This is a genomic window from Rhodococcus sp. (in: high G+C Gram-positive bacteria) (assembly GCF_049591685.1).
In the GTDB taxonomy this organism is placed as follows: domain Bacteria; phylum Actinomycetota; class Actinomycetes; order Mycobacteriales; family Mycobacteriaceae; genus Rhodococcoides.
On sequence record NZ_JBAWFH010000399.1, the window covers coordinates 1 to 12601 of the forward strand.

General features: G+C 66.6%; 13 protein-coding genes and 1 pseudogene. 8 read left to right on the forward strand and 6 right to left on the reverse strand.

Going from position 1 to position 12601, the window contains the following annotated elements; translation table 11 throughout:
• Positions 1-507 (forward strand): annotated as a pseudogene (locus tag WBQ44_RS16805) (hypothetical protein); the annotation flags it as partial.
• Positions 508-525: 18 nt separating this feature from the next.
• Here the strand turns inward: WBQ44_RS16805 and WBQ44_RS16810 are convergent.
• Genes WBQ44_RS16810 through WBQ44_RS16820 form a run of 3 tightly spaced genes read right to left on the reverse strand, consistent with a single transcriptional unit; the run spans position 526 to position 4156 of the window.
• Positions 526-2442, reverse strand: a complete 1917-nt coding sequence (locus WBQ44_RS16810; protein ID WP_495567809.1) for an APC family permease — start codon at positions 2440-2442, stop codon at positions 526-528.
• Positions 2443-2495: 53 nt separating this feature from the next.
• Positions 2496-3749: a serine--tRNA ligase gene (serS, locus tag WBQ44_RS16815; RefSeq protein WP_495567810.1), complete on the reverse strand. Its 1254-nt coding sequence runs from the start codon at positions 3747-3749 to the stop codon at positions 2496-2498.
• Positions 3750-3760: 11 nt separating this feature from the next.
• Complete coding sequence (locus WBQ44_RS16820; protein ID WP_495567811.1) at positions 3761-4156, reverse strand: ankyrin repeat domain-containing protein; 396 nt, start codon at positions 4154-4156, stop codon at positions 3761-3763.
• A 24-nt stretch (positions 4157-4180) separates the two neighbouring features.
• Between WBQ44_RS16820 and WBQ44_RS16825 the strand changes: the two genes are divergently transcribed.
• The 5 genes from WBQ44_RS16825 (at position 4181) to WBQ44_RS16845 (ending at position 8221) form a co-directional block, all read left to right on the forward strand.
• Positions 4181-5269: a septum formation family protein gene (locus WBQ44_RS16825; protein ID WP_495567820.1), complete on the forward strand. Its 1089-nt coding sequence runs from the start codon at positions 4181-4183 to the stop codon at positions 5267-5269.
• A 2-nt stretch (positions 5270-5271) separates the two neighbouring features.
• Entirely contained in the window at positions 5272-5616 is a 345-nt protein-coding gene (locus WBQ44_RS16830) for a metallopeptidase family protein (RefSeq protein ID WP_495567821.1), read from the forward strand.
• A 154-nt stretch (positions 5617-5770) separates the two neighbouring features.
• Positions 5771-6073, forward strand: coding sequence for a PE domain-containing protein (locus WBQ44_RS16835; RefSeq protein ID WP_495567812.1), 303 nt, complete (start codon positions 5771-5773; stop codon positions 6071-6073).
• 37 nt (positions 6074-6110) lie between these two features.
• Positions 6111-7409 carry a PPE domain-containing protein gene (locus tag WBQ44_RS16840; RefSeq protein WP_495567813.1) on the forward strand — a complete coding sequence of 433 codons (1299 nt, stop codon included), beginning with the start codon at positions 6111-6113 and terminating at the stop codon, positions 7407-7409.
• Complete coding sequence (locus WBQ44_RS16845; protein ID WP_495567814.1) at positions 7406-8221, forward strand: ESX secretion-associated protein EspG; 816 nt, start codon at positions 7406-7408, stop codon at positions 8219-8221. The genes WBQ44_RS16840 and WBQ44_RS16845 overlap by 4 nt, the downstream gene beginning before the upstream one ends.
• On the opposite strand, the gene WBQ44_RS16850 is transcribed toward WBQ44_RS16845, so the two are convergent.
• From WBQ44_RS16850 to WBQ44_RS16860, 3 genes are read right to left on the reverse strand one after another with little or no spacing between them, the layout of a single operon-like run.
• Positions 8218-8883, reverse strand: a complete 666-nt coding sequence (locus tag WBQ44_RS16850; protein WP_495567815.1) for a histidine phosphatase family protein — start codon at positions 8881-8883, stop codon at positions 8218-8220. The two genes, WBQ44_RS16845 and WBQ44_RS16850, sit on opposite strands and share 4 nt — an antisense overlap.
• A complete protein-coding gene (pheA, locus tag WBQ44_RS16855) occupies positions 8880-9809 on the reverse strand; it encodes a prephenate dehydratase (protein WP_495567816.1) in 930 nt (309 codons plus the stop codon). Before pheA ends, WBQ44_RS16850 begins: the two co-directional genes overlap by 4 nt.
• Positions 9810-9828: 19 nt before the next feature.
• Positions 9829-10557 carry a hypothetical protein gene (locus WBQ44_RS16860; protein WP_495567817.1) on the reverse strand — a complete coding sequence of 243 codons (729 nt, stop codon included), beginning with the start codon at positions 10555-10557 and terminating at the stop codon, positions 9829-9831.
• Positions 10558-10663: 106 nt separating this feature from the next.
• Here WBQ44_RS16860 and WBQ44_RS16865 point away from each other — a divergent pair, with 106 nt between their 5' ends.
• Positions 10664-11455 carry a DUF2470 domain-containing protein gene (locus WBQ44_RS16865; RefSeq protein ID WP_495567818.1) on the forward strand — a complete coding sequence of 264 codons (792 nt, stop codon included), beginning with the start codon at positions 10664-10666 and terminating at the stop codon, positions 11453-11455.
• Positions 11456-11476: 21 nt separating this feature from the next.
• Positions 11477-12283, forward strand: coding sequence for a CPBP family intramembrane glutamic endopeptidase (locus tag WBQ44_RS16870; RefSeq protein ID WP_495567819.1), 807 nt, complete (start codon positions 11477-11479; stop codon positions 12281-12283).
• The last annotated feature ends 318 nt before the right edge of the window (positions 12284-12601 follow it).

Here is a 12601-nt window from a genome sequence, read left to right on the forward strand (position 1 = left end):
GACGTCCCCGCGATACTCGGTGCCGCAGCGAGTCCGGGCCTCGCCGAGCAGGACGTCGTCACCTGGACAGGTCCCACGACCGCCCTGACCGTTGCCCGCAGCGACATCGCGTCCGGATACGCCTGCCCGCGCGTTCATCCCGCGGGCACTTCGCCCGGGTGGTCCGAGGTGGACGCCGAGTACACGGTCGAGCGGTATCTCGGCCGCTTCACCGGCGCACCGGTATCGCCGGCGGACCTCGAGGGCGATCACCCCGTGGTGTGCGACAACCGCCTCCCCTGGGACCCCCAGGGCACCGGTGCGCCGACGATTCCCCCGCTGGCCAACAATCCTGGGCGCCTGACCGGGTCGGTGTCCTACAACCCGAACAGCGTGTACGTGGCGTTCGTCGACGGTGACTACACGACCGTGTACGCCGACGTCACCAACGTGTCGGGCTTCGAGCAGAACCAGGTGTTCACGCTCGCCCTCCGCCAGAGCGGATACTGCATCGGCGACGTGGCCTGAGCGTCACCGACAGATAGATCAGCCCACATGGACGTTCGGGCGCTGCGCGCGGTCCGGCTCTGCTCTGCGCAGCACCTCCCGCGTCACTGCCGCGACCTCTCCGACGCCGATGAACAGGAACCGGGCCAGGTTGACGATGGGATTGCCCTCCGACCATTCGAAGTAGACGTTGGGCTCGAATCCGGTGACGTCACGGATTTCGAGTAGCACTGCGGCAATGGAATTCGGCACCGCAGCGGCGTCCAGCCACAGGATCCGGTAGTCGCCCTTCTGCCTGCCGTGCACCACGAGATCCGTCGAGAAGTCCGATGCGTTCTCGATATTGACCTCCAGGAACAGAACGTGATCTTCCGCCGGGATGTGACTGTGTGCGCGTTGCTGACGTTCTTTCGCTTCGTAGCGTGAGAGCTCGAGATGGCGCGAGTCGTGCGAGACGAGTTGAATCGCATGTCCGGATGCCGCCTCGGACAGAAACTTCGACGCCTCCTCGTCGAATGTCACGGAGGTGGCGCGTAATTCGAACGACCGTGCCACCCGCGACCAGAACGACACCACCAGAATGGCAACCACGAAGAAGGACGCGACCTTCACGCCGTCGGGTCGCTCGACGATGTTGGTAGCCGTCGTGTACACGAAAACGATTGCCACGAGACCGAACAGCCACGCTTGTCGACGTCGTCCATCGCGGCGCGAAGAGATGGTCACGGCCACGGCCGCGGAAGTGATGAGTACCAGCACCCCGGTCGCGTAGGCGGCGCCCTGGGCATCGACACTCGCGTCGAAGTACAGCGTGACGAACGCGGCGATCAGCGCGAAGACGAGCACCATCGGGCGTGCCGCGCGCGCCCATTCCGGTGCCATCCCATATTTGGGTAGGTACAGGGGAACGAGATTGAGCAGGCCCGCCATCGCCGATGCCCCCGCGAACCACAGAATGGTGATCGTACTGACGTCGTACACGGTGCCGAAAACTTCACCCAGCTGCTCGTGCGCGAGATAGGACAGCGCGCGGCCGTTGGCCTGTCCCCCGGGCTGAAACTCCTCCTGCGGGATAAGGACGGTGGTGATGATGCTCGATGTCAGCAAAAAGCTGCACATGACGAGTGCTGCTGTGGTGATGAGTCGTCGCGCGTCTGAAATGCGATTGCCGAGTTGGTCGTCGTTCCCGCCGTCGATCTGCGGCATTACCGCAACTCCCGTCTCGAAGCCGGACAGGCCGAGGGCCAGTTTCGGAAAAACGATGAGGGCGAAGGCGATCATCATGAGGGGGTTTCCGTGCTGAGCTGTCATGGCGTGTTGCCAGTCAAACAGCAGCGACGGCTTCTGCGCGATTTCCCAGGACCCCGCGATCACGACGACGAGGTTGACCGCGAGGAAGCTGACGACCAACGCGACCGCTATCCCGATTGCCTGGGTGAAGCCGCGAAGAAAGACCGCGGCGAGCATTGCCAGCAGCACCAACGTAACGACTACCTGGGTGCTACCCATACCGTCCGGCGCATAGGGGTTTTCGATGATGTGCGCGGACGCATCGGCAGCCGACAGTGTCATGGTGATGAGAAAGTCGGTGGCGGCGAAGCCCAAGAGCGCCAGCACGAGGAGCTTGCCGCGCCATCTCGGCAGCAGCTTCTCGAGCATCGCTATCGAGCCCTCGCCCGTGGGGCTCTCGCGGCAGACGCGGCGATAGACCGGGAGCGCGCCGAACAGGGTCAGAAGAACCAGTACGACGGTAGCCAGCGGTGCCAGCGTCCCTGCGGCCAACGCGGCGATTCCTGGCTGGTACCCGAGCGTCGAGAAGTAGTCCACACCCGTCAGGCACATGACCTTCCACCACGGGTAGGTGTGCTCGTCCTCGGTCGGCTTACGGTACGGACCGAGATGACTCGACGGATGCTCGGTGGTGCCGCCGAGCAACCACGAGCGCAGGCGCACCATCTGGCGAGCCTAAACCCAGCCTGCGCGTCAGCGCAGCAAACAACCCGTATGCGCTAGCGCAGAACATCCGTTCCGACGAAGGGCACCAGAGCTTCCGGGACGCGGACGGTGCCGTCGGCCTGCTGGTGGTTCTCCAGGATCGCGACGATCCAGCGGGTGGTGGCGAGGGTGCCGTTGAGGGTTGCGGCAATTTGCGGCTTGTTGTTCTCGTCGCGGTATCGCACGCCCAGGCGACGGGCCTGAAACGTTGTGCAGTTGGATGTGGAGGTGAGCTCGCGGTAGGCGTTCTGCGTCGGAACCCATGCCTCGCAATCGAACTTGCGGGCTGCCGACGATCCGAGATCGCCTCCCGCTACATCGATGATGCGGTACGGAAGTTCCACGGCTGCCAGCATCTCCCGTTCGAACTCGAGCAGCTTGCGGTGCTCGGCCGCCGCGTCCTCGGGCTTGACGTAGGAGAACATCTCGATCTTGTCGAACTGGTGAACGCGAATGATTCCGCGCGTGTCCTTGCCGTAGCTGCCCGCTTCGCGGCGGAAGCACGACGACCACCCGGCGTATCGCTTGGGACCGCCGGCGAGGTCGATGATCTCGCCCGAGTGATAGCCGGCGAGCGCGACCTCCGAGGTTCCGACGAGGTAGAGGTCGTCGGCCTCGAGACGGTAGATCTCGTCGGCGTGTGCGCCGAGGAAGCCGGTTCCCGCCATGATCTCGGGCCGGACCAGCACCGGCGGGATCATCATGGTGAAGCCGTTCTTGACGGCCTTCTGCGCCGCGAGCTGCAACATGCCCTGCTGGAGCAGCGCGCCGTAACCGGTCATGAAGTAGAACCGCGACCCGGATACCTTGGCGCCGCGCTCCATGTCGATCAGGTTGAGCGATTCTCCGAGCTCGAGGTGATCCTTCGGCTCGAAGTCGAACGTCGGAATGTCGCCGACAGTCTCGAGCAGCACGAAGTCTTCTTCGCCGCCGGCCGGAGCGCCGTCTTCGACGATGTTGGAGATGGCCCTCTGGGCGACGTCGAGAGCGGCGTCGGCCTCGTGTTGCTGCGCCTCCGCGGCCTTCACCGCGGCCGCGAGCTCGGACGACCCGGCCAGGAGCGCGGGGCGCTCCTCGGGGGACGCCTTTCCCACACGCTTGCCGAGTGCCTTCTGCTCTGCGCGAAGCTGGTCACCCGCGAGCACGGCGGCCCGCCGAGACGCGTCGGCTTCGAGGAGTACGTCGACGAGACCGGGGTCCTCGCCTCGCGTGCGCTGCGAAGCACGGACGACGTCGGGGTTCTCACGAAGAAACTTCAGGTCGATCACGGACGCAAACCTTACTTGCCGAGCATCCCCAGGTAGTCCTCGCGTCCGAACATGCGCGCCGCGTCGATCGCCGACGGATGCCCACCGTTCGGGTCGGCGCCTCCGTCGATCAGAGCCTTCACCACGTCGTCCTCACCCTTGAACACCGCTCCGGCGAGCGGCGTCTGCCCCTTGTCGTTGGGGCGGTCGACGTCGACGCCTCGTTCGACGAGGGCCCGGACGGTGGCCGCGTGACCGTGATAGGAGGCAAGCATCACGAGCGTGTCGCCGGACTCGTTGTTCAGGTCGACCGGGACACCCGCGTCTATGTATGCGGCAAGGGAGTCGGTCTCGCCGGTGCGGGCCATGGCGAACAACCGACCGGCGAGTTCGGAAATGTCCTCTGGTGTCTCGTCCGGGTGCGTCATGGGACTCCAAGATACTCGGGCATGATGGAGGTGATGTCGACAAGCGATCCTGACAAGCCGAAACGACGCGCTCAGCGCACGATCACCGCGCGAGGAGCGCGTCGAGGGTTGGCTCTGGTCGCCATCGGAGCGGTCGGTGCGGCGGCGGTCACAGTATTCGTCTCCGGCGGGTTCTCGCAGCCGGAGAAGATCACCACCCATTCGGTTGCCGGCCCTGCGACCACCGGACCCGTCACGGCGAAGAGCTTCGGTTCGGCCGACCCCGGCACCTGCCTGCAGTGGACGGCCACCGACGACCCCGAGACCGATCGTCAGGATCTGGCGGAGGTGCCGTGCGCGCAGCCGCACCGCTTCGAGGTCGCGAAAGATATCGACATGTCTGCATATCCGGGCATCGAGTTCGCGCCCGGCTCCGCCTACCCCGGTGCGGTCCGGTTCGGTGAGCTGCGCGACGAGCACTGCGTCGACGTCGTCGACGATTACCTCGGTACCAAGTTCGATCCCAACGGCAAGTTCAGCGTCGGCCTGATGTTCCCCAGCCAGACCGGGTGGGCCACTGGTGAGCGCACGCTGCGGTGTGGCATTCAGCAGTCGTCCAACACGGGTGTTCCGCAGGAGATGACCGGGTCGGTGCTCGACCAGGACCAGTCCAACGTCTGGGCCGTCGGCACGTGCGTCGGCATCAACCAGAACGTTCCGGCCGACCCCGTCGACTGCGGCAGTCCGCACGCCTTCGAAGTGGCATCCATCATCGACCTGCAGCAGCAGTTCCCCGCCGGCATCCCCAGCGAAGCCGATCAGGATGCCTACCTCGAACCGACGTGTACCGCGGCGGTCGACGCCTACCTCGGCTCGGACACGGCCCTGCGGGACAAGACGCTCACTCTTTTCTGGGGCACGATCGACGTGACCAGCTGGCTCGCCGGTAGCCGTCAGGTGTCCTGCTCGATCGGCAAAGAACTCGACGAGGGCGGCTTCGCGACGATCACCGGGTCCGCGAAGGGCGAGATCCTCGTCAACGGTCAGGCGCCGGTGCCGCCGCCTTCGGCTCCGGACGGCCGGGCTCTACCCACGCCGCTGCCGGGCGCTGCCCCGATCACCCCGGGCGGGTGACCATTCCCACCGAAATGAGCCGTACGGAGTTCGAAGAGGCCGTCGGCGACGCACTCGACACGCTCCCGCCCGACATCACCGACCGGATGGACAACGTCGTCATCCTCGTCGAGGACGAGCACCCCACCGAGGACATCCTCGGCCTCTACGAGGGCATCGCGCTCACCGAACGGTACGAGTACAGCGGTCACCTTCCCGACGTCATCACCATCTACCGTCGGCCCATCCTCGAGATGGTCGACGACGCCGAGGACGCGAAGCGGGAAATCGCCATCACCGTCGCGCACGAGGTCGGCCACCACTTCGGTATCGACGACGATCGCCTGCACGAGCTGGGCTTCGGCTGACGGTTGCCTGGGCGGGGCCTGCCTGGAAAGAAAGCATCCGAGCTTGTTCGGGTTCAACGGAACCGATCCGGTGTCATCGCCGTCCAAGTCCTACGAGAGAGCTGTTCGGGCGCTGCGTTCACCCGGGCGGGTACACACGACTTTCGGGGGGCACATGTCACGCACGGTGCGGGTCGATCCAGCGGCGCTCGAGGCCGCGGCTGCGGACCTCGATGCAGCTGCGATTCGATTGCAGAGCAATCTGGCGGCCGCGGTACTGCCGATTGAGGCGGTTCCGTCCGGCGCCGAAGAGGTTTCGATGCTGGCCAATCGATTCTTCAGACACTCGGCTGGGTCGTTCACCCCGGCTGCCAGAGAGGCCATCGACGAATTGATCGCCACGGCAGCGGCTCTACGCACGCAAGCGGCCGCGTACCGCGAAGTCGATCTCGAACACGGACGCGCACTCGGACTGTGACCACCCTTTCGAAGCGAACAGCAATGGAGCAATACCGATGACACTCGGAGTAACCGGCGTGGTCTGGTTCCCGCGCACCGCCACCGTCAACGCCACGTCGCTTCTCGGAGGTGCAGGTGCAGCGCCGCTGGTCACCGCGGCAGCCGCATGGCAATCGGTCTCGGTGGCGTACGCCGACGCCTCCATCACCGTCGGACGCGTGATGGCCGTTCTCGCCGCGGGGTGGGAAGGCGAAGCAGCCAACGCAGCGCATGCTCGACTCGGCGCCTTCCTCGCGTGGACCAATGAGTCCGCGGCGAAGGCCGCTCAGATCTCGGGGCTCGCAGCGAGCGAGTCGGCCGCGTACACGGCTGCAGCACTGACAATGCCCAATCCCGTCGAGATAGCAGCGGTGAAGACGGCCAAATACACCGCGTACTCGACGGGCGGAGCACTCAACGGCAGCGCCGAAGCACTCGAGGTCGTCGATCGGGCACTGGACGTGCGAGCCACGTTGGTGATGGAAGCCTACGAGGCCGCAACCACTCCGTTGGCCCTCCACGTCTCGTTCGATCGGCCCCCGTCCATCGTGAACGACGGCGGCACGGGCTCGGCTGCATCCGACGGTATTGCCGCCACCGATTCATACAGTGAGACAGGCATTTTCGGGTTCGAAGCACGCACCTCACCAGCACAGGCAGCGGTCGCCGCAGTAGGTGCTGCGCTGCAGAATCCCGGGCTCGCCGGCGCAGCGGGACAGATGGCGAGCACCGCCGGGTCGGTTGCCGGTTCCTCCGTCACCACGGTGGCATCTGCGGCGACCAACATCGGCAGCGCTGCTGCGACGGCTCTGACGAGTCCGGCCGGAAGCGGCCAGCCGTCCGGTGCGACGCCGTTGCGCGCCGACATGGGAGCCACCGGTCCGATGTCGACGCGTGCCGTGTCCACCGGCTCGCCGTTCGGTGCGGGCGGTCAGGCCGCAGGGGCCTACGGCGGGTCCGGCGGTCTCGGGAAACTTGCCGGGTCGTGGGGTGCACCATCGGGCACGGTCGGCGACCGACTCGCGGGCGGTTTCGGTGCCGGTGGTTCCGGCGCCGGCGGAGTGGTCGGTGGCTTCGGTACCGGGCACTCGGGCAATGGCCCGTTCGGTGCGCAGGCAGATGCCGCGGCTACCGCGCGCGGATCCCACGGCGGAGCGCCTCTTGGCGGCAGTCACGCAACCAACGCCGGCACCGGCCACAAGGACGAGGAAGACCACGAAACACCCGGGTACCTCAAACAATTCGAGCACTTCTCCGACGGCCGCACCGTCGCCCCGTCGGTCATCGGCGCGGACCCGACCTGGAACGATCGTTGATCGACTTGGGTACCGCGCCGCTGGGCCACGCACTCCCCGACATCACCCTCGATCTCGATCGTCTCGATTTCCTCGTCGCAGCGCTGCCGATAACCGAGTTACCGGTGGTGCTCGGTGCGTACTCACCGTACGACCGGGCGGAACAACGAGCCGCCGCGGTCGAACGCGGACGCGCAGGCATGAGTGCGGACGGGTTGTTGGCGGGCGGCCGAGTTCACCCCGACGTCGCGGCCCGTGTCCGGGTGCTCGAACGGCCCGACTGGTACCTCTCCGCACGGCTCGCATCGCGCCCGTACGCGGAAGATGCTGCCGTCACACGAATATGCCTGTCCGGCAACAGTATCGGCACGGTCATCGCCGAGCGGCGAGACGACACGCTCTTCCTCCGTGCGGTCGCCGGCCACGAGGCGGGTGCACTGCTGACCGCATTGGGACGCGGACACACATTCGACTTCCGCGGCGTATCGGCCCCCACCGATTTGCTGGCCGAGGCGCTCGACGCGGCACCCACGGACGCGCCGGGCACCGCAGCCCGCCTGACGCACCTCGGCATCGACGCCACAACGGCACTCGAGGTTGCCTCTGCCCTCGGCGCCTGTGCGGCCCACGCGGAGATCACCGCGGTCACCGTCGGACCGGGAACCCGAACACCTCATCCACACCCGGTGTCGTTCTTCGATACTCATCGTGGGCGCATCGTCGCCACATCGAGCATGGCGGCCGACGGCCGTGCGTGGTCATCACTGGCGCCGGGCACCGATGCAAGAATCCTCGCTGCCCTCGCCGAGATGATCTCTCGCGTAAAGAACTAGCTGATCGGATTGTCCGCCGTGCGGCTGCCCTTACCTTCGAACGGCGGGTAGAACATTCCCCACCGCACGCAGGTCCATCCGCTGCCGGCGGTGGGCTCGAGCTCGACGGACTGGGTGTTGTCGAGGTGATTGTCCGCCGCGAACTCACCGTCCACACCGCCGAGTACCGCGGCCACCAAACGGATGGCAGCGCCGTGACTGACCACGACGACGTCCGCTACATCCGGACCCGTCAGATACTCGTCACGAAGCGAATCCAACACCGGCACATAGCGATCGAGGATGACGCGGGCACTGTCTCCGCCGGGAACGCGGGTGTCGAGGTCGCCGGCATGCCAGCGACCGTACGTCTCCGTGAAGCCCTTGTGGGCATCGCTGTCGCTTCGACCCTCCCACTCACCGGCCTGCGCCTCGTGAATGCCGGGGCGCTGCTGCGGTTCCACGCCCGTTGCCGCGGCGATGTGTTCGGCCGTTTGCACGGCCCGAAGCGCGAACGAGGACACCAGAATGCTCGGGGGCGTCTCTGCGATGGAGGCGCCGTAGCGACGAGCCTGCTCGTGGCCGTGATCGGTCAGTGCTGCACCGGGCAACGCCGTGTCGAGAATCTTGTCGACGTTGGAGAACGTCTGTCCATGACGAACCAGAACGAGCTTTCCCGTCACAGGTCCCCCTTTCCGTCGCGAAGTCCAGCCAGCCATTCCGTCTGCTCGTCCAACGACGGAGGACGTCGCCCGGTTCCCGCAGCGACCGGCCAGGAACCGAGAAAGCGAACCTGCATCTTGCGATGCAGGGCACCCAGCGCCTCGGCGACGGCGGCGTCGTCGAGGTGCCCGATGCAGTCGACGTGAAACCAATAGGTGCCGAACTCGATTCGGGTCGGCCTCGATTCGATGCGCGTGAGGTCGATGCCTCGGAGCCCGAACTCGGCGAGAGCCTCCTGCAGGGTGCCCGGCCTGTTGTCCGGCATCAAAATCAGCGCAGTCCGGTCAGCCCCGGTCCGCGGAGGCGCCGGGCGCGGCGTCGAGACCAGCACGAACCGGGTACGCGCGTTCTGGTTGTCGGCGACGCCTGCCGCGAGCGTCGGCAGGCCCGTCAGCTCTCCGGCGAGGGGCGTCGACACGGCTGCATCGGCGAGGCCTGCTGCGACGTCCTCCGCTGCGGCTGCATTGGACGACGCGAACTGCATCTCGACGTCCGGAAGGAACTCGTCGAGCCACTGCCGAACCTGATTGGCCGCAATGGGATACGCGCAAATCGAACGCACGTCGGTGAGCGGGACGCCGGGAGCACCGAGGATGGAGAACGCCACATCGACTTCGGTCTCGGCGAGGATTTGCACTCTGCTGCCGACCCCAAGCGCGTCCAGCGTGGGTGGCACCGAGCCTTCGACGGAGCTTTCGATGGGCACGACGGCGGCGTCGACGTCACCTGCGCGTACCGCCTCGAGCGCTGCCGGCGGGCTGCCGAGAGCAGTTCTTTCCACGTGGCCCGCGAACCCCAGTTCGGCCAGCACGCCCTGGGACTCGAACTGGCCGAGCGCCATCTCGGTGAATGTTCCCGATGGACCGAAGTACGCGATTCTGGGCACGAACCAAAGGTTACGTGGTCTACGACCTGCCGTTCGACGAAAGCGGCCGCACGAGGCCCGCGCCCACCAACTCACGATGGCATGCCTCGGCGTCGGCGACCTCGATGCCGAACAGTACGGTCCGCATGGCTTGCGCGGCTTCGGGCCGAAGTGCCGCCATCGCTCGCACGTTCGGCTCGGCCAGCGCGGTGGGAATGTCGTCCCCGCGCAGCGCTGCGACCGTCGCGGCGAGCAGCGAGAGCACGTCCCCTCCGGTCTCGGCTCGGGCGGAGAAGCCCACGTCGGAATGCGCGACGACCGCCAGGATGTCCGCGATCTGCCGCGGCGAGGCCGACGCGGCGAAACCCGGGGTGCGGTGAGCGTCGACGATCACGGTTACCGTCTCGAGTGCCGATGGGCTCGTCAGAACGGGGAAGATGACGAGCGGCGACGGGAGTCGCAGTTCGGTTGCCTCGGCGACGGTGTCCTCGTCGACGGTCAGGTGGAAGCGCACCACTTCGTAGTCGGCACCGTCGGCGGCCCGCAGCTCGTCCGGGTCGATGTCGAGGTCGACGACGATTCGGCCCAGCGAAATCCCCGCTCGAATCTCTATGAGCCTCGACGCCGCGATGACGGGCGGACCGCTGGAGACGTCGACGAATCGGGCTTCGACGTCGTCGGCGGTGCGGCAACGCTGATGGAGGAGGCCCGCGACGAGAGCCTGTGGATCGGGTCTGTCGGGCACGCCCAGGGTGAGGGGAATGGACACCCATCACACGGTAGACCGGTGCATGTCGGCGGCAGCACTTGCGATCGGGGCACCGGTGATTTAACTTAGGTTTGCCTCACCTACTGCTACTGCTCCGGAGGACCTCATGCTCGGTACCACGACGATCGGACCGTCCACTGCCGAACGAGTGCGCAGCGCGTGCATGCGCGCCGAGGGCGCCACTCTGGCCATCGAGGGCAGCGACCCGGTGATCACCACGCTGCACCACCTACGGCCCAACGGCGAGGTCGTGGTGGCCGTCCCCGCGCATTCCGCGCTGGGTACCTCGACACCTGGTGCGTCGGGTGCATCGGGATGGCCGTCGACTCGGGCAGGCCTCCCGGCCGTCTTGGAAATGACCGACCACGCCCCGCTGGCGCTGCGTGAACCCGTTCGATCACTGGTGTGGCTACGCGGTGACCTTCGCCCGGTACCGGAATCGCTGATGCGGCCAATGGCGAGCGCCGTCGCCGCCGAGCACGCACACCCGTCGCTCCTCGACGTCGGCCACAGCACGGTGCTGCTTCGTCTCGTTCTGACTTCCGCCGTGGTCGCCGACAGCACCGGGGCCGAACCGGTGGCGGTGGACGATCTGCTCGCTGCCGAACCCGACCCGTTCTGGGAGATGGAGACCAGCTGGCTGCAACACTTGGACGAGGACCACACCGATCTCGTCAATCAGCTGGCCAGGCGGCTGCCGCCGTCGCTACGGCAGGGCCGAATCCGACCCCTGGGAATCGACCGCTACGGCATCAGACTGCGGATCGAGAGCGACCACGGAGACAACGACGTGCGCCTCGGTTTCGCAGAACCGGTGGACGACACCCCCGCTCTGAGCCGGGCACTGCGGGTCCTCGCCGGGTGCCCCTTTCTGAACGGGCTGCGCGCACGGGGCTGACGCGCTTACATACTTGTCAGCGTGATCGATGTGAAGAGCTGGCTCAGCCCGCCGAAACCAGACGCGGGCCCACCGCTCTCGCCGAGCGAACGACGCGGCATCAAGATAGAAATCGCGATCGTCCTGCTCGTCACGTTCGGGCTCAGCGGGCTCAGCAGCATCCTCTCGCTCGTCGAGGACGCGTTGCTGGCCGGCAACCTCGCCGACCAGACCGTCGCGCTCAACACATCGAGTTCGAGCCTCGGCATCATCGACCTGCTTTACCAAGTGCTGCGGATCCTGCGACTGTGCGCGTGGGGCGCACTCGGCCTTTACCTACTGTGGCGGTCCGGCCTGGGGCCGCGCCTCATCGGGCTCGCACGACCGCGCATCAGGACCGACTTGTTGCAGGGGCTCGGCCTGGCAGCACTCATCGGCCTTCCCGGCCTGGTGCTCTACCTCGTTGCCAACGCCCTCGGCGTCAACCTCACCGTCGTCCCGAGCGCGATCGACGACCATTGGTGGCGAATCCCCGCGTTGATCGCGTACTCGTTGGCCAACTCCGGCGCCGAGGAAATCATTGTCGTCGCCTACCTGATCTCACGCTTGCGACGGCTGGGGTTCAGCGAGAACCGGTCACTGCTCGCGTCGGCAGCACTGCGCGGCTCGTACCACCTGTACCAGGGGCTGGGCGGTGGCCTGGGCAACTTCCTGATGGGCCTCGTCTTCGGTCGCTTCTGGCAGAAGACCAACCGATTGTGGCCGCTGCTCATCGCGCACGCAGTGATCGACATCGTCGCCTTCGTCGGGTACACCGCGCTACGCGACCAGCTTTCCTGGCTGCCGTAGGTACGCTCGATCCGTGAACGAGGGATCGTCGGGCAGTAACGAACGTGGGCGCGACGAACGTGGACGCGGCAACCCCGGGCAAGGGCAACCTCCCGGTAAACGCACGCCCCCTCCCGCCGGCCGAGGCAATCCCCCACCTGCAGGCCGAGGGAATCAACCGCCTCCGGGGTATCGGCCCCCTCCTCCCGGGTACCGGCCCCCGCCTCCGGGTTACCGGCCCCCTCCTCCCGGATACCGACCTCCACCTGCGGCCCCGCCCCCCGAGGGCACCCAGATCATTCGACGTGACGGTCGCCGCGCCGCTCCTGGACCATCGGG